Raw genomic sequence first — 25,478 nt, 5'->3', positions numbered from 1 at the left:
CGAGCCCGAGAGTTCCGCCATGACCGATGCCTTCGCCCCCGCCAAACCCACGGGATGCCTTGTTCTGGCCGATGGATCGGTGTTCTACGGTCAGGGCTTCGGGGCGACCGGCGCCCGTGTTGCCGAACTGGTGTTCAACACCGCGATGACCGGCTATCAGGAAATCATGACCGACCCGTCCTATGCGGGCCAGATCCTGACCTTCACCTTCCCCCATATCGGCAATGTCGGCACCAACCCCGAGGATGAGGAAGCCGCCACCCCGGTGGCCGAGGGCATGGTGGTGAAATGGGACATCACCCAGCCGTCGAACTGGCGCGCCGCCGAAACTCTTGGCGCCTGGCTGGAACGCCACGGTCGCATCGGGCTGGCCGGTGTCGATACCCGCCGCCTGACCCGCGCGATCCGCCAGCAGGGCGCGCCCCATGCCGTCATCGCCCATGACCCCGAAGGCCGGTTCGACCTGGAACAACTGGTCAGCCGCGCGCGCGGCTGGAATGGGCTGGTCGGCCTTGACCTGGCCCGCGACGTTTCCTGCACCGAGCCTTACGCCTGGAACGAAGGCCGCTGGTCCTGGCCCGAAGGTTTCGGCCCCGGCCCGACCGATGGCTTCCGCGTCGTCGCCATCGATTATGGCGCGAAACGCAACATCCTGCGCTGCCTGTCTTCGGCTGGCTGTTCGGTCACCGTTCTGCCCGCCACCGCCACCGCGGATGAGGTGCTGGCCCTGAACCCCGAGGGCGTGTTTTTGTCGAACGGTCCCGGCGACCCGGCGGCGACCGGCGACTATGCGGTGCCGATGATCCAGGGCGTGCTGGAAGCCGACATCCCGGTGTTCGGCATTTGCCTTGGCCATCAGATGCTTGCTCTGGCGCTTGGTGCGCGCACCGTGAAGATGAACCACGGCCATCACGGCGCCAACCATCCAGTCAAGGACAAGGACACCGGCAAGGTCGAGATTACCTCGATGAATCATGGCTTTGCGGTTGACAGCCAGACCCTGCCCGCGGGTGTGATCGAAACCCATGTGTCGCTGTTCGACGGGTCGAACTGCGGCATTCGGGTGGATGGCAAGCCCGTGTTCTCGGTCCAGCACCATCCCGAGGCCAGCCCCGGCCCGCAGGACAGTTTCTATCTTTTTGAACGATTCGCGCGGGCGATGGCCGATCGGCGTTAAGCGTTTCTTAAGGGATCGTCTGCTAACACCGGCTTCGGGAATCGTCCGGGGGCCAGCATGGCGGTCATCGCATTCGAGCGGAAACAGGATGTCGCGGCAGATCAGGCGGCGCGCCCGCGGCTGTCGGTGGTGCGGCCCACTCGGCGGCAGCTTGGGCAAATCCTGATCGAACAGGGCGCGGTGCGGCCCGCCGATCTGGTGCAGGCCCTGGCGTTGCGCCGTCGCCAGACGGTGCGGCTGGGCGACATCCTTCTGGCGCGCGGCTGGGTGCATGAGGATGCGTTGATGCGCGCCCTGGCAACGCAATGGGGCTGCGGCACGGTCGATCTGACCCGCGACCCGCCGCAGGATTGGCTGACCGATCTGCTGGGCGCCGATTTCTGCCTGACTCATGCGGTGATCCCCTGGCGGCGGCACGGCGATGACCTGATCCTCGCCACCGCCCGGCCCGAGGATTTCGGTGCGCTGAAAGCCCGCCTGCCGCGCCTGCCCGGTCGTGTCGACATGGTGATCGCCAGCGAAAACGCGATCCACGCCGCCCTGCTGGCACACCGGCAAGAGGGGCTGATCCGCCAGGCCGAAACCCGCGTCGATGCCGCCGACAGCGCCCGCAGCCTTGACGGCCAGCGGCTGTCGGCGCTGGTGCTGCTGATGCTGGTCGCGCTGACCGCCGGGCTGACCTTCGCGCCGCTGGCGGTGTTCGGCCTGATCGCCGCCTGGGCCACGCTGACACTGATCGCCACCACCGGGCTGAAGGCCTTGGCCTTCGCCGCCGAGGTGCGCGGCCAGGCCCGCGACAGCCTGCGTTCGCCACCCGCCGCCCCCGGCCTGATCCCGCTGCCGGTGATCTCGGTCATGGTGCCGATGTTCAACGAACCCGACATCGCCCCGCGCCTGGTCGCGCGGCTGTCGGCTGTCGATTATCCGCGCGAATTGCTGGATGTCATGCTGGTGGTCGAGGAGGTGGACACCACCACCCGCGACGCCCTGTCCATCGCCGGCCTGCCGCATTGGATGCGCGTCGTCACCGTGCCCGACGGCCCGGTCCGCACCAAGCCACGCGCTCTGAATTACGCGCTGAACTTTGCCAAGGGCAGCGTGATCGGCGTCTGGGATGCCGAGGATCGCCCCGAGCCAAGCCAGCTTCGCCAGATCGCCGCGCATTTCGCCCGCGCCGGTGATGACGTCGCCTGTCTGCAAGGGCGGCTGGATTACTACAACCCCCGCGTCAACTGGCTGTCGCGCTGCTTTACCATCGAATATGCGGCCTGGTTCCGCGCCATGCTGCCCGGTGTCGCGCGACTGGGGCTGGTGATCCCGCTAGGCGGCACCACGCTGTTCTTCCGCCGCACAGCGCTTGAGGAACTGGGCGGCTGGGACGCCCATAACGTCACCGAAGATGCCGATCTGGGCGTGCGCCTGGCGCGGCACGGCTGGCGCACCGAACTGGCCGACACCACCACCCACGAAGAGGCGAACTGCCGGACCCTGCCCTGGGTCAAGCAACGCTCTCGCTGGCTGAAAGGTTACGCGATGACCTGGGCGGTGCATATGCGCGACCCGCTGCGGCTGTGGCGCGATCTGGGGCCGCGCCGTTTCCTGTCGTTCCAGATCCAGTTCCTTGGCACGCTGTCGCAATATCTGCTGGCCCCGGTACTGTGGACCTTCTGGCTGGCCTCGTTCGGGCTTTGGCACCCGGTGGCCACGCCCCTCGCGGACCTCGTCGGGCCGAGCGCGGTCACGGCGCTGTTCACGCTGTTCCTGGCGACCGAGGCGCTGAACCTGCTGGTCAACCTCTGGGCCACGCGCGGTGCCGATCATCGCGGCCTCTGGGGCTGGACGCTGACCATGAACCTTTACTTTCCGCTGGGCGCACTCGCCGGCTGGAAAGCCATCCATGAGGTGCTGACCAAGCCCTTCTATTGGGACAAGACCGCCCATGGCCTTTACGATGGCGCGGCACATGAGGTGCCCCCGACGCCCGGCCCGGCACTCGCGCCGCAACCGGCACTGGCCGCTGTGCAGCACCGTGGCACGATCAGCTAGCACAGGCCGAAACGTCGCGCCCGGCACGCCCTCATCACGCTGGACAGGCAGGCCCGCGATGCGCTTAGCTGCGGGCCACCACATGCCAGACAGCAGGTCTTGACGATGACATCCTATCTTAAACAGTTCCCCGACGCGCAGGGGTTTTTCGGACAATATGGCGGGGCTGACCTGCCGCCGCCGCTGGTGCCGCATTTCAAGGCCATCGAACAGGCCTATGACCGCATCGCCAAAAGCGCCGATTTCATCCGCGAACTGCGCGCCATCCGCAAGCATTTCCAGGGCCGGCCCACGCCGATCTCGTATCTGGGCAACCTCTCGGACATCTGCGGCGGCGCCCGCCTTTACGCCAAGCGCGAGGATCTGAACCACACCGGCGCCCACAAGCTCAATCACTGCATGGCCGAGGCGCTGCTTGCGCGCCACATGGGCAAGACCAAGGTCATGGCCGAGACCGGCGCCGGCCAGCACGGCGTCGCACTGGCCACGGCGGCGGCCTATTTCGGCCTCGAATGCGAAATCCACATGGGTGAGATCGACATCGCCAAAGAGGCGCCGAACGTCACCCGGATGCGGCTTCTGGGCGCGCAGGTGGTGCCGGTCAGCTTCGGCGGCCGGTCGCTGAAAGAGGCGGTGGACAGCTGCTTCCAATCCTATCTGCAACAGGCCGACCGCGCGCTGTTTGCCATCGGCTCGGTCGTCGGCCCGCACCCCTTCCCGCGCATGGTCCGCGACTTCCAGCATGTCGTCGGCCTTGAGGCGCGCGAGCAATTCCTTGAAATGACAGGAAACCTGCCCGACATGGTGGCCGCCTGCGTCGGTGGCGGGTCGAACGCCATGGGCATCTTCGCGGGCTTCATCGACGATGCCGATGTCGCGCTTTACGGCGTCGAGCCGATGGGCACCTCGTCGAAACTGGGCGATCACGCCGCCACCATCACCTATGGCGAAGATGGCGACATCCACGGCTTCCGCACCATCGTGCTGAAAGATGCCGAGGGCAACCCCGCCCCCGTCCACACCATCGCCTCGGGCCTTGACTATCCCGGCGTCGGCCCCGAACACGCGCACCTGCACCGCAGCGGCCGCGTGACCTATACCGCCGCCAATGACCATGAGGCGCTGGACGCCTTTTACCGGCTGTCGCGCCACGAGGGCATCATCCCCGCCCTGGAAAGCGCCCATGCCGTCGCCTTCGCCCTGCGCGAGGCAAAGAACCACCCGGGCAAGGCGATCCTGATCAATCTGTCCGGGCGCGGCGACAAGGACATCGATTACGTCACCCAGACCCACGGCTTTGGCGACGGACGCTGATTTCTTTCTTGCCCAAATACGCTGGGGGTGAATGGCGGCCCCGCCGCCAGAGGGGGCAAAGCCCCCTGCCCCGGCCCCGAACCCGCGCCGCCGCCCCTTGCAGCGACGCCCCCCCGCGTCTAGATCAGATCAAACGCCAGCGAAAGGAAGCCACCCATGGCCATGGAAGCCCATGACATCGAAGCCCTGATCCGCGCGGCTTTCCCGGATGCGCAGATCACCATCACCGATCTGGCCGGCGACGGCAATCACTGGGCCGCCGAGGTGATCGACGAATCCTTCCGCGGCCAGAACCGGGTTCAGCAACAGCGCGCCGTCTATGCCGCGCTGAAGGGCAAGATGGACGGCCCGCGCGGCGAATTGCACGCGCTTGCGCTGACCACCAAGGCCCCCGATTGACGCCACACCATCGACCGCCCCTTGCGGCACCGAAAGGACATCACCATGACCGCCTCCGACCAGATCCGCGACACGATCACCGCCAATGACGTGGTGCTGTATATGAAGGGCAGCAAGGAAATGCCGCGCTGTGGCTTTTCCAGCCGCGTCGCCGGCGTGCTGAACTTCATGGGCGTCGACTACAAGGACGTCGACGTGCTGGCCGATGAAAATGTCCGCCAGGGCATCAAGGATTTCTCGGACTGGCCGACGATCCCGCAGCTTTACGTCAAGGGCGAATTCGTCGGCGGCTGCGATATCGTCACCGAAATGACCCTGTCGGGCGAGCTGGACCAGCTGTTCGACGCCAAGGGCATCGCCTATGACAAGGCCGCCGCCGACCGCATCCGCGAAGCGAACGCCTGAAATAGCCGCCATGATCGGCAAAGGCCGCCCCCAGGGGGCGGCCTTTTTCATGCGCTACAGCCCGTAGGGCAGCCAGATCGTCTTCCACTGGCGCGCGGCCTCGCGGAACTCGGGGCCTTGGCCGCGCGGGCTGGACCAGTCGCGCGGGGCAATGCGCCAGACCGGCTTCAGATTGCCCGCCGCCTGCGGGGCGTGATCCAGATCGCCCGCCAGCCACAACGCCGCGACCGCATCATGCGCGGCCAGGGTCGCGGCCAGTTCGGCCTCATCGCCGGGGATCAGGTTGACGACCCCGCCGGGCAGGTCGGACGTGTCCAGCACCTGCGCCAGATCGGCGGCGATCATCGGATGGCTGCGCGAGGGCACGGCCACCACCCGGTTGCCCGCCGCAATCGCCGGGGCGATCAGCGAGACCAGCCCCAGCAGCGGCGCGGCATCGGGGGCGACCATGCCGATGATGCCATAGGGCGCGGGCAGGGTCAGGGTCAGATGCCCGGCCTGGGTGTCATGGCTGCGACCGTCATCCTTGTCGGCACGCCCGGCCCATTGAAACAGCCGGTCCAGACTGGCCGCCACCTCATCCCGGCCCAGTTGCGCGGCCAGGGCATCGGCGCGCTGCGACAGGTTTTCGGCGATGAAATAGATGACCTGTGCGCGCTGATGCCCCGACAGGCGCGACCAGCCGGCGGCCTTGGCGGCGGCCTCGACCGCGTTGCGGATGTCCTTGCGCCCGCCGATGCCGATCAGGCCATCATCGGTGGCGCGCGACAGCCCGCCATCGGGGCGCTTCTGCGCGCCGCCGATATACAGTTTCGCGGTCCGGTCGATGGTCTGCGCCGCGGGTTTCACCGCCCCCGCGCGACGCGGCGCGGGCGGGTCGGGCAGGCGCAGATAGGCCGCCATCCCCTCGGCCCCGCCCTCGCGGCCAAAGCCCGACTCGCGCCAGCCACCAAAGGGCGCACCGGCATCGAACAGGTTGGTGGCGTTGATCCAGATCACCCCCGCATTCAGCCCGGCCGCGACCGCCGTCGCCTGGGTGATGTTTTCCGACCAGACGCTTGCCGCCAGTCCATAGCGCGTGGCGTTGCCGATCTCGATCGCCTCATCGGGCGTGCGAAAGGTGGTCAGCGTGGCGATCGGGCCGAAGATTTCCGTGATGCTGGCGGGGTTTGCGGGTTCGGCCCCGGCCAGAATGCCGGGCGCGACCCAATTGCCTTTCGCGGGAAGCGCCGTGGCGGGCGTCAGCAGATCAGCCCCCGCCGCCTGCCCCGCCGCCACCAGCGACCGGATGCGGTCGGCCTGTTCGGCGCTGATGATGGCGCCGATGTCGGTCGATTTGTCCAGGGGATCGCCGACCCGCAGCCCGTTCATCCGCCGCACCAGCCGGTCGGTGAAATCCCGCGCGACCGAGGCCGCGACGACCAGCCGCGAGCCCGCGCAGCAGACCTGACCCTGATTGAACCAGATGCCATCGACCACGCCCTCGACCGCGGCATCCAGATCGGCGTCCTCCAGCACGATGAAGGGCGACTTGCCGCCCAGTTCCAGCGTCACCGGCACCCGGCCCGCGACCTGTTCGTGGATCTTGCGCCCCACCTCGGTCGAGCCGGTAAAGGCGATCTTGTCGACCGGCGCGGCAACCAGTGCCGCCCCCGTCGCGCCATCGCCGGTGACGATGTTGACCACCCCCGGCGGCAGGCCGACCTCGGCGCAGATCTGGGCAAAGCGCAGCGCGGTCAGCGGCGTCTGCTCGGCCGGTTTCAGCACCACGGTATTGCCGGCCGCCAAGGCCGGGGCGATCTTCCAGGCCAGCATCAGCAGCGGAAAGTTCCACGGAATGATCTGGCCGCAGACGCCATGCGGGCGGTGGTCGGGAAAATCCTGATCGACCAGATCGGCCCAACCCGCGTGATGATAGAAATGCCGCACGGCCAGCGGAATGTCGGCCTCGCGCGCTTCGCGGATCGGCTTGCCGGTGTCCAGCACCTCCAGCACCGACAGCAGGCGTTCGTGCTTTTGCAGGTGCCGGGCGATGGCATACAGGTATCGCGCCCGCGCGGCGCCGGGCAGCTTGGCCCAGCCCGACTGCGCACGCCGCGCGGCGCGGATGGCCGCCGCGATGTCATCCGCGCTGCCCTGCGCGACCTTGGCCAGCGTCTCGCCAGTTGCCGGGTTCAGCGTCGGGAAGTGTCCCTGCCCCGCCACCCATTTGCCGCCGATGAAATGGCCAAAGGGCTGATGCGCGGCGATCCAGTCGCGCGCCGCCGCATCGCTTTCGCGCGAAGGGCCATAGTCCAGGGTTTCCAGAATCTCGGTCACGGTCGGCATCTTTCCCCCTCAAGCCAGCGCAAAACGCGAGGCATCGGCATACCGCCCCGTCACATGATGATGAAGCTGGCGTTCGATATCGCCCAGCATCGAGCTGGCGCCCAGCCGGAACAGCCCCGGATCCAGCCAGTCGCGGCCCAGCTCCTCGCGCATCAAGACCTGCCAGTTCAGCGCATCCTTGGCGCTGCGCATCCCGCCTGCGGGCTTGAAGCCGACCCGGTGGCCGCTGCGCGCCGTGTAATCGCGCAGCGCCCGCAGCATCACCAGACTGACCGGCAGCGTGGCATTCACCGCCTCTTTCCCGGTCGAAGTCTTGATGAAATCGGCCCCCGCCTGCATGGCGATCATGCTGGCCTTCCAGACATTGCCGTAGGTTTTCAGATCGCCGGTCGCCAGGATCGCCTTCAGATGGGCGGTGCCGCAGGCCTCTTTCATGGCGGCGATTTCATCGTAAAGCGCGGCCCAGTCGCCGTTCAGAACGTGCTGGCGGGTGATCACGATGTCGATTTCCGCCGCGCCCTGATCGACGGCATAGCGGATCTCGGCCAGACGCAGGTCCAGCGGCATCAGCCCGGCGGGAAAGCCGGTGGCGACGCTGGCGACGGGCACGCCGGAATTGCCAAGCGCGCGCACCGCCGCCGCCACCATCGTCGGGTAAACGCAGACCGCGCCGGTGGTCAGCCGGTCCAGCCCAAGGCCCGCCATGATCTGATCGTCCAGCGGGCGCAGCGCCTTGGCGCACAGCCGCGCGACCCGTTCGGGCGTGTCATCCCCGGCCAAAGTGGTCAGGTCCATGCAGCGGATCGCATTGACCAGCCAAGCCGCCTGCCATTCCTTCTTCAGCGACCGCCGCCCGGTGATGCTGGCCGCCGCGCGGTCCGTCGCGGGCGCGTTGATATGGGCCTGCGCGATCTGGTCAGGCGCAAAGCCGGTCCCCGGGTTCATGCCTGCCCCCCACCGTTGTTGCCACTATTGCCCTTGCCGCCGCGCAGCCGGTCCCACCAGCCCGACATGCGCCCGCGCGCGGCATCGGCGCGCTGATCCAGCCGATCCCAGCTTTGCGACACATCGGCCAAGGCGGGGTCGATGGCGCGTTGGCGGAACTGCTGCCACATCCGCCAGATCGTCAGCACGCCGATCAGGATCAGCCCCAGGATGACCAGCCGCGGCCAGTTCACACCCTGCGCATCCGGCCCCGCCACCGGGCGGATCTTGATCGCATTGGGATAGATCGACAGCCACGCCACCCGCCAGCCGTAATGCGTGACCCGCACCCATTCCGGCGCCTGCGCGGTTGACCGGGCATTCGCCGCCTCGGCCTGAAGGTTCGAGCTGTCGTATTTGAAATAGGGCGGCCAGATCCAGCCGGTGTCCTCGTTGCGGTAGACGATCACCCGGCCATTCGGGCGCACGCCGCTGATGAAGCGGATGTCGCGCATGCCTTGGGCGTTTTCCACCGTGCCGCTGTCGGATGAGGCATAGAAGATCGCGTTGGCCCCCAGGTCGGTCAGCCGGTTGTAAGTCTCGGTGATGCGAACCGTGTCGTATTGCGGCAGGACGTAATCCAGAAAGCCGATCAGGATCAGGGCAAACACCCCCCGCAGACCCCAGGAAAGATAGCGCAGCATCAGGTGCCCCCTCAGGCGTAATTGACCAGATAGATGATCGCGCCCATTGCGATCAGCGGCAAGACATAGATCAGCCACAACAGCCGCACCGCCAGCGACCGGCCAAGGCCTGCCATGCCGCGCGCGATATACCCCTCGCGCCCCTCGCCATCCAAGGGCAGCGCGCGGCCCTGATCCCAGTCGTTTTCCAGCCGCTCGCGCCGCAGGCTGCGCAGCCAGAAAAAGGTCAGGACATAGATGACCGATAGCACCAGAAAACCAAAGACGAACAGCCGGATCAGTGCCATGGGGCGCCTTTCGTGGTGGACAAGGCCCTTGATAGCGGCTGCGCGTCACCGGGACCAGTGGCTGCGTCAGCGGCGATCGGGCAGGGCCATGACCCGCGCGGGCGCGCCGGTGGTGCCGATCAGCCGCAAGGGCAGCGCCGCGATCTGGCCGGGACCGGTGATGGCGCGGGCGGCGGCGGGGTCCAGATCCTCGACCAGAAAGCGGCCGGCCTGCGCCAGGACGCGGTGCAGGTGCCAGCCGTCGCGCCCCGCCACCCGCGCGGCCCCCGCCATCACCCAGACCGGATCGCCGCGCGCCAGCAGCGCGGCAAGGCCCGCCTCGGGCAGGTCGGGGCCGTCCAGTGCATCCAGATACAGGATGCGGCCCGCCCCCAGCGGCGCCTGCCCCGCCGCCAGCATCGCCGCGCTGACATAGGCATATCGCCCGATCAGCGTGGCGGCAGGCAGCGCTTCGAGCGTCGTACCGCCCGGCGCGAAATGCGCGGGCGCGTCGATATGGGTGCCGGTCTGCCCGCCCAGCGACAGGTGATCGACGGCAAAGCCCTGATCCGCGATCCCGCACCAGGGGGTGATGCGCAGCGGCGGGTCGGCGTAATCGCCGTGGCGAAAGGGCGGCAGGCCGGGGGTCAGCGGTCGGGTCAGGTCAATCCAGTCCATGCCCCAGCCTGCCACGGATTACGGCGGCTGGACAGACCTCCGGCGGCGCGGCACAGTCACCCCATGACCCGGCCCGATCTGCATGACCGCCTTGCCACCGCCGTCGCCACCCGCCGCGACGACCTGATCGCGCTGACCCAGGCGTTGATCGGCGTGCCGACGCTGAACCCGCCGGGCCGCGACTATCGCGCGATCTGCGACCTGATCGCCGCCCGCCTTGGCCCGCAGGGGTTCGAGGTCGCGCTGATCCGCGCCACCGGCACGCCCGGCGATTGCGACGCCTTTCCGCGCTGGAACCTGATCGCCCGGCGCAGCGGTGCCAGCCCCGGCGACTGCGTGCATTTCAACAGCCATCACGATGTGGTCGAGGTCGGCCACGGCTGGACCCGCGACCCCTTTGGCGGCCAGGTCGAGGGCGACCGCATCTATGGCCGGGGCGCCTGCGACATGAAGGGCGGCCTGGCCGCCAGCATCATCGCCGCCGAAGCCTTCATCGCCACCTGCCCCGATTTCAGCGGCGCGGTCGAGATTTCGGCAACGGCGGACGAGGAATCGGGCGGCTATGGCGGCGTGGCCTATCTGGCGCAGCAGGGCCTGTTCGACCCGACCCGCGTGCAGCATGTCATCATCCCCGAACCGCTGCACAAGGATCGCATCTGCCTGGGCCATCGCGGCGTCTGGTGGGCCGAAATCGAAACGCGCGGGCGCATCGCCCATGGCTCGATGCCGTTTCTGGGCGATTGCGCGGTGCGCCACATGGGCGCGGTGATCGCGGAAATGGAGACCAGCCTGTTCCCCGCCCTGGCCGCACGTCGCACCGCGATGCCGGTGGTCCCCGAAGGGGCGCGGGCCTCGACCATGAACCTGAACTCGGTCCATGGCGGGGCGGCGGAACAGCCGCCCGGCGACACCGGCCTGCCCGCGCCCTGCGTGCCCGATCGCGCCCGCATGGTGATCGACCGCCGTTTCCTGATCGAGGAAGACCTGGATGAGGTGAAGGCCGAGATTGACCGGGTGATGGCCCGCGTGGCCGCGCGCCGCCCGTCGATGGGCTGGGGCATCCGCGATCTGTTCCAGGTGCAGCCGGTGATGACCGACCGCGCCGCCCCGGTGGTGCGATCCACCGCCGCCGCGATCGAGACCGTGCTGGGCCGCGCCGCCGATTACGTCGTCAGCCCCGGCACCTATGACCAGAAACACATCGACCGCATCGGGCGGCTGAAAAACTGCATCGCCTATGGGCCGGGCCTGCTGGAACTGGCGCATCAGCCCGACGAATGGGTGGGCATCACCGACATGATCGACAGCGCCACCGTCATGGCCCTGGTGCTGGCCGAGCTGTGCGCCCCCCGCTAGGGCGCGGTCTTTTCGTCACAGCGCGCGGCGCGATGGTGCAGCCGGTTTGACTTCGCCCCGCGGCGGGGCCAAGATTTCCCGACCGCGGCGGCCAGCCCGCGGCCTTACCCCAGACGGGATGTCCGATGCAGATTTTCCTGCCGATTGCCGAGGTATCCGTGAACGCCTTTGTGCTGTTCGGCCTGGGCGGCATCGTCGGGCTGATGTCGGGCCTGTTCGGCGTGGGCGGCGGCTTTCTGATCACGCCGCTTCTGTTCTTCATCGGCATTCCGCCCGCCATCGCGGTGGCGACCGGGGCCAATCAGGTTGTGGCCTCGTCATTCTCGGGTCTGCTGGCGCATCTCAAGCGCCGGTCGGTCGACATGCGGATGGGCTGGGTGCTGCTGATCGGCGGCATGGTCGGGTCTGTGACCGGCATCTATATCTTCAACATCCTGCGGCAGTTGGGTCAGGTCGAGCTGGTCGTGCAACTGGCCTATGTGCTCTTTCTGGGCGTCATCGGCCTGATGATGCTGAACGAGGGCATCCGCGCCCTGCGCCGGTCGCGCCATGCGCTGCCGCCGACCAAGCGGCACCATCACAACTGGGTGCATGGCCTGCCGCTGAAGATGAAGTTCCGCGCCTCGGGCCTTTACATCAGTGCGCTGCTGCCCCTGGGGGTCGGGCTGGTGGTCGGGCTGATGGCCGCGATCATGGGGGTCGGCGGCGGCATCATCATGGTGCCGGCGATGATCTATCTGCTGGGGATGCCGACCAAGGTGGTGGTCGGCACCTCGCTGTTTCAGGTCACCGCGCTGTCGGCCTTTACCACCGTCATGCACGCGGTCAGCTATAACACGGTCGACATCATGCTGGCGGTGCTGCTGATCCTGGGCGGCGTGGTCGGCGCGCAACTGGGCACGATCCTGGGCCAGCGGCTGAAGGCCGAACAGTTGCGCATCCTGATGGCGGTGCTGGTGCTGTCGGTCTGTTTCAAGATCGCGCTGGATCTGGTGCTGACGCCCGCCGATCTGTTCAGCCTGACACCGGGGGTCTTGCGGTGAGGGGGGGCCTCATCATCGCCGCCCTGCTGGCCCTGACGCTGGGGGGTGCCTCGGCGCAGACCCTGGGCGCGATCATCGGCCCGCCCGCCGCGCCGCGGCCCGCGCCCGCTGAAACCGTTGTCGCGGGCCTGTCGCGCGATGCGGTGGCGATCACCGCCGATTTCACAGGATCGGAAATCCTGATCTATGGCGCGGTCAAGCGCGAAACACCGGTGCCGCCCGGCCCGCCGCTGGACGTGATCGTCACGCTCGAGGCGCCCTCGCGCGGGGTCACCATCCGGCGCAAGGAACGCAGTTTCGGTATCTGGATGAACCGCGACGCCGTGCCGGTCGGCGCCGCCCCCGCCTTTTACGCGGTGGCCAGTTCGGCGCCGCTGGATCATATCCTGTCGCCGCAAGAGGATGCGACCCATCGCATCACCATCGCCCGCGCCATCCGCGCCTTTGGCGGCCCGCTGAAGGTCGACGACACCCGCCCCTTTACCGAGGCGCTACTGCGCATCCGCGACCGCGAAGGCATGTATGTGCTGGATCAGGCCGGCGTCACCATCGTCGATCAGACGCTGTTTCGCGCCGATATCAAGCTGCCCTCGAACCTGATCGAGGGGATGTACAAGACCCGCATCTTCCTGCTGCGCGACGGCATGGTGATCGATGCCCATTCCGCCGCGATCGAGGTTCACAAGGTCGGGCTGGAACGCTGGCTTTACCAGCTTTCGCGGCACCAGCCGCTGATCTACGGGCTGATGTCGCTGGCCATCGCGGTGCTGGCCGGATGGGCGGCCAGTGCCGCCTTTCGCCTGATCCGCCGTTAGGGCTTGATCGACGTCAAGGCGCGGGTGCAGGATCGGTTGTGTTATCGGCCCATCGATCGGCCCCTGGCCCGGCACCGCAGCCCAAGGGGCCGCATGACATGGCGGTGCAAGGGATGCGTCCATGACCAAAGAAACCGTCGGCCCGCGCGTCGCGGCCATTGTCGGCAGCTATACCAGCGGCAAGACCACCCTGTTTGAAGACATGCTGTTCGCCGCCGGTGCGATTCCGCGCCGGGGCAGCGTCAAGGATGGCAATACCGTGGGCGACACCAGCCCGCAGTCGCGTGAACGCGGCATGTCGACCGAACTGAACGTCGCCAGCTTCAGCTATCTCGACGATGCCTGGGCGCTGATCGACTGCCCCGGATCGGTCGAACTGACGCATGAGGCCGAGGGCGCCATGATGGTGGCCGATCTGGTCATCGTGGTGGCCGAACCCAGCCCCGACCGCGCCATCACCCTGTCCCCGATCCTGCGGTTTCTGGATGACCGGTCGATCCCGCATCTGGTCTATATCAACAAGATGGACCAGGCCGAGGCCTCGGTTCGCGCCACGTTCGAGGGCTTGCAGGCCGTCAGTTCGCGCCCCTTGGTGCTGCGCGAAATCCCGATGCGCGACGAGGCCGGGCAGATCACCGGCATGGTCGATCTGGTCAGCGAACGCGCATGGCGCTGGAACCCCGGCAAGCCGTCCGACCTGATCGCTCTGCCCGACCGGTTGGCCGCGGATGAGGGTGCGGCGCGCAGCACGATGCTGGAATCGCTGGCCGATTTCGATGACGCGCTGATGGGCGAGTTGCTGGAGGATACGGTTCCCTCGACCGATGAGATCTATGAGAACCTGACCCGCGATCTGGCCGCCGATCTGATCGTGCCGGTGTTCTTCGGTTCGGCTGAAAACCAGAACGGCATCAACCGCCTGCTGAAGGCCCTTCGGCATGAGGCGCCGGGCGTCGCCGCCACCCGCGACCGGCTGGGGTTGGGCGATAAGGGCACCCAGGCGCAGGTGTTCAAGACGCTTTACGCCGGCCAGTCCGGCAAGCTGTCGCTGGTGCGCGTCTGGTCGGGCGAGGTCCGCGACGGCATGACCCTGGGCCAGGATCGGGTCGGCGGGTTGTCGGCCCCGATGGGTCGCAAGTTGACCCCCAAGGCCAGTGCCACGGCGGGTGAGGTGGCAGTGCTGGGCCGAATGGCCCATGCCGCGACCGGCGACCTGCTGACCGAAACCGGCGTGGCCGAGGCCGACTGGCCCGCCCCGCCCCCTGCCCTGCACGCCTTGGCGATTGCCGCCAGCCAGCCCTCGGACGATGTGCGGCTGGCCGCCGCGCTGACCCGGCTGGCCGAGGAAGATCCCTCGCTGCGCTTTGCCCATCATGCCGAGACCGGCCAACTGGTGCTATCGGGCCAAGGCGAGGTGCAATTGCAGATCGCGCTTGCGCGGCTGAAATCCGACGCCGGCCTGGCCGTCACCGCCAGCCCGCCCGCGATCCCCTACCGCGAGACGATCACCAAACCCGCCACCATCGCCGCGCGCCACAAGAAGCAATCGGGCGGCCATGGCGAGTTTGCCGATGTCACGCTGGAGATCCGCCCGCAGCCGCGCGGTGCCGGTTTCGCCTTTGACGACCGTATCACCGGCGGCGTGGTGCCCAAGGCCTATATCCCCGCCGTGCATCGCGGTGTCGAGGCGTGGCTGGCCAAGGGGCCGATGGGCTGCCCAATCGTCGATGTCGCGGTGACGCTGACCGATGGCAGCTATCACAATGTCGACAGTTCCGACATGGCCTTCCAGAAGGCCGCCGCCAAGGCCATGTCCGAGGCGATGCCCGGCTGCGGCCCGGTGCTGCTGGAACCCGTCCGGCGCGTGCGCATCGACACCCCGGCCGAGTTCACCGCCCGCGTCCAGCGCATCGTCACCGGGCGGCGCGGGCAATTGCTGGGCTATGACGCCAAGCCCGGCTGGCCCGGCTGGGACCGGATCGAGGCGATGATGCCGGAATCCGACATGGCGGGAATGATCGTCGACATTCGCAGCCAGACGCTTGGCGTCGGCAGTTTCACATCCGATTTCGACCATTTGCAGGAGTTGCACGGCAAGGATGCCGACAAGGCCCGCGCCAGCCTGAGCGGGGCCTGAGGACAAAGGGGCCGCGCCCACCGGCGCGGCCCCATCCGTTTACTTCACGGTGATGCGGCCGTCAGTGACCGGCTTGAAGCCCGCCCCTTGCGCGGCCAGATAATCGGCCAGCACCTCGGCCAGATCGGGACCGAAGTCATAGGCATTCTTGCCCGCCGTCTCGAAGATGTCATAGCCGTCGCCGCCGCCGCGCATGTAATTGTTGCTGACCACGCCATAGGTCGCCGCGGGGTCGATCGGCGCGAAGCCGTCGCCATCGCGCACCTTCACATCGCTGATCCGCGCCCCCGCCGGGGCCTTGGCGTCAAAGGCGAATGTCAGCCCGGCAACCTGCGGGAACCTGCCTGCGCCTTCCTCCACCTGGCTGACGCCGTTTTCCAACGCCGTGATCACCTCGGCGCCGGTCAACTGGAACGTCGCCAGCGTGTTCTGGAACGGCAGCACGCTGTAGATCTCACCCATCGTGACCGGGCCTTGGTCGATCGCGGCACGCAGGCCGCCGCCGTTCTGGATGGCGATCTGGATGCCTTGCGGGCGAACGCGATCCAGCATCGCCTCGGCCACCAGATTGCCCATCTCGCATTCGCGGGCGCGGCAGGTGTCGCGGTCGGCCCCGATCGGCGCGGCGGTTTCGGCCACAACCTTGTTGCGCAATTCCTCGATCGGCTTGGCCATTTCGGTGATGCGGGCGGCCAGCTTGGGGTCGGGCGTCACGCTGGCATCCAACAGGATCGGCGCGCCCTCGGCCTTGGTGACCTTGCCCTGATCGTCAAAGGTCAGCGTCAGATGGCCCAGATATTTGGAATAGGCATAGGCCTGCACCACCGGCACATCGCCCACCATCGTCGGATAAGGCCCGGCGGCCTTGTCGTCGTCGTTCGACAGCAGCGTGTGGCTGTGCCCGCCGACCACCGCTGCCAGACCCGGCACCTGCGCCGCGATCTCTTGATCGCGCAGATAGCCGACATGGTTGACCGCGATGATCTTGGTCACGCCATCGGCTTGCAGCGCCGCCACATCGCCCTTCAGGCTGTCGATGTCGTCCTGAAAGATCACCGCCTTGCCGGGGGATGAGGTTTCGGGCGTGTCGGTGGCAAGCGCCGAGACGATGCCGATCTTTTCGCCGCCGACCTCGATCACCGCATGGTCGCTGACCTTGCCCTTCAGCACATTCGATTGGCTGACGTCGATATTGCCCGACACCACCGGGAAATCGACCGCGCCGATCAGCCCGGCCAGCCCCTCGGGGCCGTCGTCGAACTCATGGTTGCCGACGGCCATGGCGTCAAAGCCGATGGCGTTCATGAACTCGGCCACCTCGGCGCCCTTGTAGGTGGTATAGAACAGGCTGCCCTGGAACTGGTCGCCCGCATCCAGCACGATGACATTGCCGCCCTCGGCCCGGATCGCATCGCGGATCTCGTTCACCTTGGTGGCGACGCGGGCGATGCCGCCGAAACACTCGCCCTTCGCCTCGGTCTCGGCGTCGCAGGTGCTGTCATACTTGTTGATCTGCTCGATGCGCGAATGCAGGTCGTTGATATGCAAGATGTGCAGCGTATAGTCGGCCTGCGCGGCACCGGCCATCAGGCCAAGGGCTGCGGCGGATGTCAAAAGGATGCGGTTCATCTTCGGCTCCTGTTCACGGGGTCGGAAAGGGGCTAACAGCCGATTGTGACAGTCGCCCGACAGTTGACAGCACGCAAGCCCCGCGCCAAGGAAACGCCCATGCTGATCTACAAGATTTTCCGCGACACCGAATGGCAGGCGCTGGAGGCCGAGGGCGAAACCGCCGGTGCCCCGGTCGATCTGGCCGATGGCTATATCCATTTCTCGACCGCCGCGCAGGTGGCCGAAACGGCGGCGAAGCATTTCGCGGGTCAGGACGGGCTGTGGCTGATCGCGGTCGACAGCGAAGATCTGGGCCGGTCGCTGAAATGGGAGGTGTCGCGCGGCGGGGCCGAGTTTCCGCATCTGTATCGCCGCCTGACGCTGGATGACGTGGCCTTTGCCCGGCCGCTGCCCTTGGGGCCGGATGGCCATGTTTTCGGGGATCTGGATGACGACGCTGATTGAACGCATCGGTCTGGCCGCGTTGCACCGGCTGGACCCCGAGGTCGCCCATGGCCTGTCGATCCGGGCACTGCGGTCGGGCGCGGTGCCGCTGCCCGGCGTGGTGACCGGGGCGCGGCTGGCCACGCGGATTGCCGGGCTGGACCTGCCGAACCCGGTCGGGCTGGCCGCCGGTTACGACAAGAACGCCGAGGCCGTCGCGCCCCTGATGCGCGCCGGTTTCGGCTTTGTCGAGGTCGGCGCGGCCACCCCCCTGCCGCAGCCCGGCAACTCCAAGCCACGGCTGTTCCGGCTGACCCAGGACCGCGCCGTCATCAACCGCTTCGGCTTCAACAATCAGGGCGCGCAGGCGATTGCCGCGCGGCTGGCGGCGCGGCCCAAAGGTGTGCCAGTCGGGCTGAATCTGGGGGCCAACAAGACCGCGACCGACCGGGCGGCGGATTTCGCCACGGTGCTGCGCATCGCCGGGCCACATGTCGATTTCGCCACGGTGAACGTCAGTTCGCCCAACACCGAAAAGCTGCGCGACCTGCAAGGGGCCGAGGCCTTGGCGGCGCTCCTGGCGGGGGTCATGGCGGCGCGGCAGGAATTGGCACAGCCAGTGCCAATTTTCCTGAAGATCGCCCCCGACCTGACCGGGGCCGAGATCACCGAAATCGCCGATGTGGCGCGTCAGGCCGGGGTGGATGCGATCATCGCCACCAACACCACGCTGTCGCGCGACGGGCTGACCAGCCCCGACCGTGATCAGGCGGGCGGGCTGTCGGGCGCGCCGCTGTTCGAGAAATCGACCCGCGTGCTGGCCCAACTGTCTGTCGCGCTGGAGGGGGCGCTGCCGATCATCGGGGTCGGTGGCATCGCCAGTGCCGACGACGCCTATGCCAAGATCCGCGCCGGGGCATCCGCCGTGCAGGTCTATTCGGCGCTGGTCTATCACGGCCTGTCGCTGGTGGGCGACATCGCGCGCGGACTGGAGACCCTGCTGGCGCGCGATGGCTTTGCATCGGTCGCGGATGCGGTCGGCACCGACCGCGACCGTTGGCTGTGACCTAGCCGTTCAGATCCTTCAGCAGCCGCCCGTGCTGGCGGACCTCGGCCAGAAGCTGACCGAAGGTCTCGATCCCGCGCGACCGCAGCGCGGGCAAGAGCTTCAGGAAGGCGTCGGCGGTGGCGATCGTGTCGCCGATGGCGGTGTGGCGGGCTTCCTCGGGGATGGTGATGCCAAGCCGATGGGTCAGCGCGTCAAGGCTATGCACCTCGGACTGGCCGAACAGCACCGCAGACAGCAGCACCGTATCCAGGATCGGATGGTCGAAAGCCGCGCCGATCGCCGCCTCGCGCCGTTTCAGGAAAGTCATGTCAAAGGGCGCGTTATGGGCGACCAGCACGGCGTTCTGGGCGAATTTGTGGAACCGGCGGACGGCGCTGTTGACGTCGGGCGCATCGGCCACCATGGCGTCGGTGATGCCATGCACGGCGGTCGATCCGGGCGGGATCGGGCGGCCGGGGTTGACGAGCATGTCGAACACCTCGGTCTCGATCCGGCGACCGTTGACGATGCGCACGGCGGCCAACTGGCAGATCTCATCGGTTTCCGGGAACAGGCCTGTGGTCTCGCTGTCGAACACCACATAGACCAGATCGGCCAGCCGGGCGTTTTCGATTTCCGGGTGGCGGATGCGGGCCAGCAGGTCGAAATCATAGACCACCTTGCGCGACACCGGCGCCGGGCGGGCGGTGGCGCGGCGGGCCTCACGCAGGGGCAGGCAGATGCGGCCGCCTTCGGCGGTCGGCTCGGGCCAGATCTCGGTCGCATGGGCGCGCAGGACGCTGCGGCCGGTGACATCGGGCAGCGCAGGGTCGATGGGCAGGTCCAGCCACCCCTCCAGCCGGGCGAGGGGCAGCGCGGGGCCGGGCCAATCGAGGGTGAGCAGCGCCCCCGCCCCATCGGCGCGGATGGCGAAATCCTGCCGCGTCAGGCCGCTTTGGGCCAGATGCCGCGCGAGCGCGGCCATCAGCGCGCCGATCTGGAACCCGTCGCAGCGCAGCAGCAGATCATCAGTCTGCGTGACAAGCGTCACACCGCCGCCCTGACCGGCGCGGGCACGGGTCGCGGCGGCCAGATCGCGAGCGCGGATCGGGGACAGAGGCCACCATTCGGCGCGCCCCGCATCATGGCGGGCGGCCAGATCGGTGACCGCGCCCGACAGCCGCGCGGTTTCCTGACGCAGCGCGGTGGCCACCGGCGCGGGCAGCGCCGCATCATCCAGCGCCGCACCGATTACCCCTTGCAGATTGGCGGCGGGGCGGCGGACCCGTTCAAAGAACTCCTCGATCAGCGCCTCTTGCGCGGCATGGGTGGCCAGATCGCCGGTCACGTCACGCAGCGTCAGCACATAGCCCGGATGCGCGCCTTTGTCCGCGATCAGCCGCATCCGCGCCGCCAGAATGCGACCGCCCGCGACCGTGGTGCACAAAAGGTCCGAGGCCGCGTCGTGATCCTCGGTTGCCAGCAGACGGGCATAGGCCTCGCGCACGGGTGCATCGTGCAGATAGTCGAACAGGCCGCGATCAAGGCCGGGCAGCGCGGCGGCATCGGCCCCGCCCAGAAGATCGACGGCATGGCCGTTGTAGAACACAAGCTGGTGGTCGGGCGAACACAGCAGCACCCCCACCGGCACATCGCCCAGAAGATGTTCCAGACGGTCCTTTTCGGCGGCCAGCCGGGTGGTTTCGCGCGCGACGGATTCGGCAAGGGCGCTGCGGGTCTCGGCCAGATGCGCCGTCACCGCCGCCGCCGCCCCGCCCAGATCGCCCAGATAGCGCGCCGTCGAATGATCCAGATCGCCGTCGATCTGCGCCATGGTGCGGGCGCGGATATTGCCGGCCAACCGCTCGATGGGTCGCGCCACGTTCTGATCGAACAGGAACCAGACCCCGGCGATCAGGCCGGTCACGACAAAGGCCGCGACGATGGCGCCGGTCAGCAGCGCCGAGAGGGCCTGCGGATCATCCAGACGCGACGAGCCGAACCACAGCCCCGCGCCGATCGCCGCCAGATTGCCAAGCGCAAGCGCCGCGAAGAACAGGAACACCCGCAGCCGCAGGCTGAGGCTTTCGACCCGTATCACGATGCCGCCCCTTCATCCAGCAACCGCCGCACTTCAGCCCGCAATTCGCCCAGTTCAAAGGGTTTGGCGATGAAGCCGTCGGCGCCAAGCGCCAGCCCCTTGCGGCGTTCCATCGTCGAGCCGCGCGCCGTCATCATCAGGATCTTCACATCGGCAAGCCCGGGATCCATGCGCACGTCCTGACAGATTTCATAGCCCGAGACCTCGGGCAGCATGACATCCAGCAGCACCAGATCAGGGCGGGTGGCGCGGATCTGGTCGACGGCCCCCGCGCCGGTCGCCAACCGGCTGTGGGCGTAGCCCTCGCGGGTCAGAAGGTAGTCAAGGGCAAGGGCGATGTTGTCCTCATCCTCGACGATCAGAACGGTCTGGCCTTGGGCTGTCATGCGTTCCTCCCCCCATTGGTGGTGTCAGGCCGGCCCTGTGCAGGCGGCAATCAGGCTTGGGTCGTCGGCTGGCAGATCCAGCCAGTCGGTGCCGGTCAGCGTGCCATCTGGGCTGACCTGGGCAGTGCCGAACAGATCGGCACGACGACGAGCCGGACAATCCCAGACGGCGGTCACGCGCTGCGTGGGCCGCCAGCGTTCGATCAGGATCAGGTCGCCGCGCACCAGGCCGGGCCGCGCGGCAGAGCGGATCAGCGCGGCGCGGTCCAGCGCGACAAAGCGCGCGGTGATCGGCATCAGATAGGTCCAGGGGCGCAGCGCGGTGGTCTGCTGGCCCTGGTCCAGCACCGCCACGCTGTCGGGCAACTGGCCGGTGACGCGACCGAACCATGAATATTCCGTCCAGACCGAGGCCCCGATGATGGTCGCTGCGATCACCGCCGGGGTGATCCAGCGCGGCAGGTTCACACCCGCCAGCCGCGACAGCGCATGGCGCAGCGCGAAGATCATCATCATCGCCGCCAGCGTCAGCACCAGGATGGTCAACAGATCAGTCGCCATTACATCAGCGCCCCTTTGCCATGGCCGATGGCCGTCTGCATGGTGCGGATCACCACGAAGGCATCGCGCAGGTGGCTGCGTTCCAGATCCGACAGATCGGAGGGCGCCAGATAGTTGTCGGGCTTGCGGCCCGCGCGGATCAGGTCGGCCTGATTTTGCAGCCGCATCCCGGCGATCAGATCATAGGCGTCGATCAGATCGCGCGCCCCGCTGGTCGAGATGACGCCCGCATCCTCGGCTGCGATCAGCCGGGCGCGGGTGTTCACCGCCGCGACACGGCCCCGCAGGGCATGGACGCGCGCCAGGTCGATCACCGGCACGACGCCGTTCATCTTCATGTCGATATGGTTGCGATGCTCACCCGAGCGGATGGTGGCCAGGCCCCGCAGCAGGCCCAACGGCGGCGTGTGCTTCAGGCTGTTGGCGATCAGATGGGCGACAAAGATCGAGTTGCTGGCCGCCATCTCCAGCGTCTGCGCCTGCAAGTCCTGAAACAGCCGCGCCGTCCCGCCGATCGGGCGCAGGTCGAACATGACGCTGGCCAGCATCTGACTTTCAGGCTGATGGGTGTTCGTCCAGTCGTGGAAATAGCGCCGCCAGGTGGCGACGGGCTGGCACCAGCGGGGGTTCGTCGCCATCATGTCGCCGGGGCAATAGACATAGCCACAGGCGTTCAGCCCGTCGCTGACCGACCGCGCGAGGTCGGCGAACCAGGGTCGCATGTCCTCGGTGAAGGCGTCGTCCAGGATCAGCACATTGTCCTGATCGCTGACGCCGGTCTGTTCCTGGCGGCCCTGCGATCCGCAGGCCAGCCACAGATAGGGCACCGGCGGCGGGCCAAGCCGGGCCTCGGCCAGAACCAGAAGGCGGCGGGTCACGGCGTCGGTGATGTCGGTGATCATCCGGGTGACGACATCATGGCTGTGGTGGCTGGCGACCAGTTGCACCAGAAGCTGCGGGATGGTCGCCGTCGCGGCGGCCAGTTGCGCCACGGTTTCGGCGCGCATCACATCACGCAGCAGCACCGCCGAGCTGGTCGCTTGCAGCCGGGTCAGGTCGGTCTGGGTGATCATGCCGACAAAGCGCCCGCCCTCGACTACGGGCAGATGCCCGACGCGGCGTTCCATCATCGCTTGCAGCACATCGGTGCCCAGATCGGTCGGGGCCAGCGTCAGCGGGTCGGCGGTCATCACCTGGGCGACGGCGATCAGCGGGTCCAGCCCTGCCGCCAGCACCCGGTTCGACATGTCGCGAACGGTGACGATCCCCAACAGCGCGCCACCCGCATCGGTGACACCCAGCGATGAGACATGCGCATCGCGCATCATCCGCGCCGCCTCGGCCGCCGGGGTGTCGGGCGGGCAGGCCAGCGGGTTGCGCGCCAGCAGGTCGGCCACGCGCATCGTGTCGATCTGCGCCGGGCGGGTGTCGATCGCGGTGCGGCCACGGGTGAAAAAGCGGCGGAACGGCGGCTGGTCCTGCATCAGGCGGCGGAACTCGGCACCCGGCAGCATCAAGAGCGTCGTCGCCTCGGCGGTGCGGGCGGTGGTCACGGCGATGCCGTCCTTCATCAAACCGCGTTCGCCAAAGCTGTTGCGCGGCCCCAGAAGCGAGACAGTGGCGCCGTTGCGGTCGGTGATCTCGACCCCGCCGGTGCGGATCAGGAACAGGCCGGCCAGCGGCTCGCCATGCTGATAGATCACCTCGCCCGCGGGCAGATCCCTGCGGCTGAAAGAGCTGGCGACACGCGCCAGTTCGTCCTGCGGCAGGTTGTCATAGGGATGGACCGATCCCAGAAAGCCGGTCAGATCGGCAAGGTCGGGCATCGGGGTCGCATCGGAGGTCATCGTCGGGCCTTTCGGGTGGGGATGCGCGCCCCGGCGTGGCTGCCGGGGCGCGCGTTGTCATGTCAGTGGCCGGTCGCCGCCCCCGCGCCACGCGGCACGCGGATCGATTCAACCAGATCCTGCACCTCTTGCGGCGGCTCGCGGGTGGCGTTCGACACCAGCCAGGCGACGCCAAAGTTCAGCAGCGCGCCGATCGTCCCGAAGGATTGCGGGCCGATGCCGAAGAACCAGTTGTCCGGCGTATCGGCCAGCTGGTTGGTGCCGGGGATGAAGAACCACCCCTTGTAGATGAAGATGTAGACGGCCGTGGTGATCAGGCCGACCAGCATCCCCGCAATCGCCCCGTGCGAGTTGATGCGCTTGCTGAAGATGCCCATCATCAGCGCCGGGAAGATCGTCGCCGCCGCCAGGCCAAAGGCCAGGGCCACGGTCTGCGCGGCAAAGCCGGGCGGGTTCAGGCCCAGAAGCGTCGCCACCAGGATGGCCACGCCCATCGACACCCGCGCCCACATCAGTTCCGCCTTTTCCGAAATCGCCGGATTCAGCGTGCCCTTGATCAGGTCGTGGCTGACCGCCGACGAGATCGCCAGCAGAAGCCCCGCCGCCGTCGACAGCGCCGCCGCAAGCGCGCCCGCCGCCACGATGGCGATGACCCAGGACGGCAGGTTGGCGATTTCGGGGTTGGCCAGCACCATGATGTCGTTGTTCACGGTGGTCAGCTCATTGCCCTGCCAGCCATTCGCCGCAGCCCGTTCCGACAACGCCACACCGGCGGCGTCGGTCGCGCCGTCGGCATCGTTGTAATACTGGATCAGGCCGTCGCCGTTCTTGTCCTCCCATGCCAGCAGGCCGGTGCGTTCCCAGGTCCGCATCCATTGCAGATCGGGCCGGGTCTCGATATCGGCCAGGGCGATCGCCGGCTGGCTATAAGTGTCGCTGGCCGCAGCCCCCGGCCACATCGTCGTGGACAGGTTCAGACGCGCCATCGACCCGACCGCCGGGGCGACCGTGTAAAGCAGCGCGATGAAGACCAGCGCCCAACCCGCCGAGGACCGCGCGTCCGACACCTTGGGCACGGTGAAAAAGCGGATGATGACATGCGGCAGGCCGGCGGTGCCGATCATCAGCGACATGGTGAACAGGAACATGTTCAGCGTGCCGGTGTGATGTTCGGTATAGGATTTGAACCCCAGATCGGTCACCACCTGATCCAGCTTGTCCAGAAACAGCATCCCCGATGCGTCATGGGTGCCAAACAGCCCCATCTGCGGCAGGAAATTGCCCGTCAACTGCATCGAGATGAAGATCGCCGGGATCGTATAGGCGGTGATCAGCACGACATACTGGGCGACCTGCGTATAGGTGATGCCCTTCATCCCGCCCAGCACCGCATAGGCAAAGACCAGCGCCGCACCGATCCACAGACCGGTCGCGTTCGACACCTCAAGATAGCGCGAAAAGGTCACGCCCACGCCCGTCATCTGCCCGATCACATAGGTGGTCGAGATGATGATCAGGCACAGCACCCCGACCAGCCGCGCGGTGCGCGAATAGAAGCGGTCGCCGATGAAATCCGGCACGGTGAACTTGCCGAACTTGCGCAGATAGGGCGCCAGCAGCAGCGCCAGCAGCACATAGCCACCCGTCCAGCCCATCAGATAGGACGAATTGTCATAGCCGGTGAAGGCAATCAGACCGGCCATCGAGATGAACGACGCCGCCGACATCCAGTCGGCACCGGTGGCCATGCCGTTCAGCACCGGATGCACGCCGCGACCGGCCGCGTAGAACTCGGCCGTAGAGCCTGCGCGGGCCCAGATCGCGATGCCGATATACAGGGCAAAGGTCAGGCCGATGACAAGAAGGTTAAGGGTAAATTGATCCATTG

22 protein-coding genes are annotated in these 25,478 nt (G+C 67.5%); 11 read left to right on the top strand and 11 right to left on the bottom strand.

Annotated elements, in window-relative coordinates:
* Positions 1-19 precede the first annotated feature (19 nt).
* The 5 genes from carA (at position 20) to grxD (ending at position 5,341) form a co-directional block, all read left to right on the top strand.
* The gene (gene carA / locus ACEYYA_RS03570; RefSeq protein ID WP_374797658.1) at positions 20-1,177 is read left to right on the top strand and encodes a glutamine-hydrolyzing carbamoyl-phosphate synthase small subunit; all 1,158 of its coding nucleotides are present in this window, start codon (positions 20-22) and stop codon (positions 1,175-1,177) included.
* A 57-nt stretch (positions 1,178-1,234) separates the two neighbouring features.
* Positions 1,235-3,223 carry a glycosyltransferase family 2 protein gene (locus ACEYYA_RS03565; RefSeq protein ID WP_374797656.1) on the top strand — a complete coding sequence of 663 codons (1,989 nt, stop codon included), beginning with the start codon at positions 1,235-1,237 and terminating at the stop codon, positions 3,221-3,223.
* A 105-nt stretch (positions 3,224-3,328) separates the two neighbouring features.
* Positions 3,329-4,537, top strand: coding sequence for a tryptophan synthase subunit beta (gene trpB, locus ACEYYA_RS03560; RefSeq protein ID WP_374797654.1), 1,209 nt, complete (start codon positions 3,329-3,331; stop codon positions 4,535-4,537).
* 156 nt (positions 4,538-4,693) lie between these two features.
* The gene (locus tag ACEYYA_RS03555; RefSeq protein WP_374797652.1) at positions 4,694-4,936 is read left to right on the top strand and encodes a BolA/IbaG family iron-sulfur metabolism protein; all 243 of its coding nucleotides are present in this window, start codon (positions 4,694-4,696) and stop codon (positions 4,934-4,936) included.
* A 45-nt stretch (positions 4,937-4,981) separates the two neighbouring features.
* Entirely contained in the window at positions 4,982-5,341 is a 360-nt protein-coding gene (grxD, locus tag ACEYYA_RS03550) for a Grx4 family monothiol glutaredoxin (protein ID WP_374797650.1), read from the top strand.
* A 54-nt stretch (positions 5,342-5,395) separates the two neighbouring features.
* On the opposite strand, the gene ACEYYA_RS03545 is transcribed toward grxD, so the two are convergent.
* The 5 genes from ACEYYA_RS03545 to ACEYYA_RS03525 form a co-directional block, all read right to left on the bottom strand.
* Positions 5,396-7,669, bottom strand: coding sequence for an aldehyde dehydrogenase family protein (locus ACEYYA_RS03545; RefSeq protein ID WP_374797648.1), 2,274 nt, complete (start codon positions 7,667-7,669; stop codon positions 5,396-5,398).
* A gap of 9 nt (positions 7,670-7,678) precedes the next feature.
* Entirely contained in the window at positions 7,679-8,614 is a 936-nt protein-coding gene (gene deoC / locus ACEYYA_RS03540; protein WP_374797646.1) for a deoxyribose-phosphate aldolase, read from the bottom strand.
* The gene (locus ACEYYA_RS03535) at positions 8,611-9,297 is read right to left on the bottom strand and encodes a DUF1523 family protein (protein ID WP_374797644.1); all 687 of its coding nucleotides are present in this window, start codon (positions 9,295-9,297) and stop codon (positions 8,611-8,613) included. The genes deoC and ACEYYA_RS03535 overlap by 4 nt, the downstream gene beginning before the upstream one ends.
* 11 nt (positions 9,298-9,308) lie before the next feature.
* Positions 9,309-9,584 carry a hypothetical protein gene (locus tag ACEYYA_RS03530; protein WP_374797642.1) on the bottom strand — a complete coding sequence of 92 codons (276 nt, stop codon included), beginning with the start codon at positions 9,582-9,584 and terminating at the stop codon, positions 9,309-9,311.
* A gap of 66 nt (positions 9,585-9,650) precedes the next feature.
* Positions 9,651-10,241, bottom strand: a complete 591-nt coding sequence (locus ACEYYA_RS03525; protein WP_374797640.1) for a cyclase family protein — start codon at positions 10,239-10,241, stop codon at positions 9,651-9,653.
* Between the two features lie 63 nt (positions 10,242-10,304).
* Here ACEYYA_RS03525 and ACEYYA_RS03520 point away from each other — a divergent pair, with 63 nt between their 5' ends.
* The 4 genes from ACEYYA_RS03520 (at position 10,305) to ACEYYA_RS03505 (ending at position 15,592) form a co-directional block, all read left to right on the top strand.
* Positions 10,305-11,597, top strand: coding sequence for an acetylornithine deacetylase/succinyl-diaminopimelate desuccinylase family protein (locus tag ACEYYA_RS03520; RefSeq protein ID WP_374797638.1), 1,293 nt, complete (start codon positions 10,305-10,307; stop codon positions 11,595-11,597).
* A gap of 125 nt (positions 11,598-11,722) precedes the next feature.
* Positions 11,723-12,640, top strand: a complete 918-nt coding sequence (locus ACEYYA_RS03515) for a sulfite exporter TauE/SafE family protein (protein WP_374797636.1) — start codon at positions 11,723-11,725, stop codon at positions 12,638-12,640.
* Entirely contained in the window at positions 12,637-13,455 is an 819-nt protein-coding gene (locus tag ACEYYA_RS03510; RefSeq protein ID WP_374797634.1) for a TIGR02186 family protein, read from the top strand. Before ACEYYA_RS03515 ends, ACEYYA_RS03510 begins: the two co-directional genes overlap by 4 nt.
* 121 nt (positions 13,456-13,576) lie before the next feature.
* Positions 13,577-15,592, top strand: coding sequence for an elongation factor G (locus tag ACEYYA_RS03505; protein WP_374797632.1), 2,016 nt, complete (start codon positions 13,577-13,579; stop codon positions 15,590-15,592).
* Positions 15,593-15,631: 39 nt separating this feature from the next.
* Here ACEYYA_RS03505 and ACEYYA_RS03500 read toward each other — a convergent pair whose 3' ends face one another.
* Complete coding sequence (locus tag ACEYYA_RS03500) at positions 15,632-17,221, bottom strand: bifunctional metallophosphatase/5'-nucleotidase (protein ID WP_374797630.1); 1,590 nt, start codon at positions 17,219-17,221, stop codon at positions 15,632-15,634.
* Between the two features lie 99 nt (positions 17,222-17,320).
* On the opposite strand from ACEYYA_RS03500, the gene ACEYYA_RS03495 reads away from it, so the two are divergent.
* Positions 17,321-17,668, top strand: coding sequence for a DUF952 domain-containing protein (locus tag ACEYYA_RS03495; protein ID WP_374797628.1), 348 nt, complete (start codon positions 17,321-17,323; stop codon positions 17,666-17,668).
* On the top strand, positions 17,652-18,713 hold the full coding sequence (locus tag ACEYYA_RS03490; RefSeq protein WP_374797626.1) for a quinone-dependent dihydroorotate dehydrogenase: 1,062 nt from the start codon (positions 17,652-17,654) through the stop codon (positions 18,711-18,713). The genes ACEYYA_RS03495 and ACEYYA_RS03490 overlap by 17 nt, the downstream gene beginning before the upstream one ends.
* A gap of 1 nt (position 18,714) precedes the next feature.
* On the opposite strand, the gene ACEYYA_RS03485 is transcribed toward ACEYYA_RS03490, so the two are convergent.
* The 5 genes from ACEYYA_RS03485 to ACEYYA_RS03465 all read right to left on the bottom strand — a co-directional run bounded on the left by ACEYYA_RS03485 (position 18,715) and on the right by ACEYYA_RS03465 (position 25,476).
* The gene (locus tag ACEYYA_RS03485; RefSeq protein ID WP_374797624.1) at positions 18,715-20,796 is read right to left on the bottom strand and encodes an exonuclease domain-containing protein; all 2,082 of its coding nucleotides are present in this window, start codon (positions 20,794-20,796) and stop codon (positions 18,715-18,717) included.
* The gene (locus ACEYYA_RS03480; protein WP_374797622.1) at positions 20,793-21,182 is read right to left on the bottom strand and encodes a response regulator transcription factor; all 390 of its coding nucleotides are present in this window, start codon (positions 21,180-21,182) and stop codon (positions 20,793-20,795) included. Before ACEYYA_RS03480 ends, ACEYYA_RS03485 begins: the two co-directional genes overlap by 4 nt.
* Before the next feature lie 24 nt (positions 21,183-21,206).
* Complete coding sequence (locus tag ACEYYA_RS03475) at positions 21,207-21,743, bottom strand: hypothetical protein (RefSeq protein WP_374797620.1); 537 nt, start codon at positions 21,741-21,743, stop codon at positions 21,207-21,209.
* Positions 21,743-23,569: a DUF294 nucleotidyltransferase-like domain-containing protein gene (locus tag ACEYYA_RS03470; protein ID WP_374798107.1), complete on the bottom strand. Its 1,827-nt coding sequence runs from the start codon at positions 23,567-23,569 to the stop codon at positions 21,743-21,745. Before ACEYYA_RS03470 ends, ACEYYA_RS03475 begins: the two co-directional genes overlap by 1 nt.
* 83 nt (positions 23,570-23,652) lie before the next feature.
* Positions 23,653-25,476: a sodium:solute symporter family protein gene (locus ACEYYA_RS03465; RefSeq protein ID WP_374797618.1), complete on the bottom strand. Its 1,824-nt coding sequence runs from the start codon at positions 25,474-25,476 to the stop codon at positions 23,653-23,655.
* Positions 25,477-25,478: the final 2 nt, after the last annotated feature.

Origin of the sequence: Paracoccus zhouxuedongae, assembly GCF_041927815.1 — a bacterium.
Lineage (GTDB): Bacteria > Pseudomonadota > Alphaproteobacteria > Rhodobacterales > Rhodobacteraceae > Paracoccus.
Note: the sequence above shows the minus strand (reverse complement) of the source record. Positions and strands in the feature narration are given on the sequence as shown.

Coding starts and splice junctions, on each gene's coding strand:
- carA (WP_374797658.1), top strand. CDS start 20: ATGACCGATGCCTTCGCCCCCGCCAAACCCACGGGATGCCTTGTTCTG.
- ACEYYA_RS03565 (WP_374797656.1), top strand. CDS start 1,235: ATGGCGGTCATCGCATTCGAGCGGAAACAGGATGTCGCGGCAGATCAG.
- trpB (WP_374797654.1), top strand. CDS start 3,329: ATGACATCCTATCTTAAACAGTTCCCCGACGCGCAGGGGTTTTTCGGA.
- ACEYYA_RS03555 (WP_374797652.1), top strand. CDS start 4,694: ATGGCCATGGAAGCCCATGACATCGAAGCCCTGATCCGCGCGGCTTTC.
- grxD (WP_374797650.1), top strand. CDS start 4,982: ATGACCGCCTCCGACCAGATCCGCGACACGATCACCGCCAATGACGTG.
- ACEYYA_RS03545 (WP_374797648.1), bottom strand. CDS start 7,669: ATGCCGACCGTGACCGAGATTCTGGAAACCCTGGACTATGGCCCTTCG.
- deoC (WP_374797646.1), bottom strand. CDS start 8,614: ATGAACCCGGGGACCGGCTTTGCGCCTGACCAGATCGCGCAGGCCCAT.
- ACEYYA_RS03535 (WP_374797644.1), bottom strand. CDS start 9,297: ATGCTGCGCTATCTTTCCTGGGGTCTGCGGGGGGTGTTTGCCCTGATC.
- ACEYYA_RS03530 (WP_374797642.1), bottom strand. CDS start 9,584: ATGGCACTGATCCGGCTGTTCGTCTTTGGTTTTCTGGTGCTATCGGTC.
- ACEYYA_RS03525 (WP_374797640.1), bottom strand. CDS start 10,241: ATGGACTGGATTGACCTGACCCGACCGCTGACCCCCGGCCTGCCGCCC.
- ACEYYA_RS03520 (WP_374797638.1), top strand. CDS start 10,305: ATGACCCGGCCCGATCTGCATGACCGCCTTGCCACCGCCGTCGCCACC.
- ACEYYA_RS03515 (WP_374797636.1), top strand. CDS start 11,723: ATGCAGATTTTCCTGCCGATTGCCGAGGTATCCGTGAACGCCTTTGTG.
- ACEYYA_RS03505 (WP_374797632.1), top strand. CDS start 13,577: ATGACCAAAGAAACCGTCGGCCCGCGCGTCGCGGCCATTGTCGGCAGC.
- ACEYYA_RS03500 (WP_374797630.1), bottom strand. CDS start 17,221: ATGAACCGCATCCTTTTGACATCCGCCGCAGCCCTTGGCCTGATGGCC.
- ACEYYA_RS03495 (WP_374797628.1), top strand. CDS start 17,321: ATGCTGATCTACAAGATTTTCCGCGACACCGAATGGCAGGCGCTGGAG.
- ACEYYA_RS03490 (WP_374797626.1), top strand. CDS start 17,652: ATGACGACGCTGATTGAACGCATCGGTCTGGCCGCGTTGCACCGGCTG.
- ACEYYA_RS03480 (WP_374797622.1), bottom strand. CDS start 21,182: ATGACAGCCCAAGGCCAGACCGTTCTGATCGTCGAGGATGAGGACAAC.
- ACEYYA_RS03475 (WP_374797620.1), bottom strand. CDS start 21,743: ATGGCGACTGATCTGTTGACCATCCTGGTGCTGACGCTGGCGGCGATG.
- ACEYYA_RS03470 (WP_374798107.1), bottom strand. CDS start 23,569: ATGCCCGACCTTGCCGATCTGACCGGCTTTCTGGGATCGGTCCATCCC.
- ACEYYA_RS03465 (WP_374797618.1), bottom strand. CDS start 25,476: ATGGATCAATTTACCCTTAACCTTCTTGTCATCGGCCTGACCTTTGCC.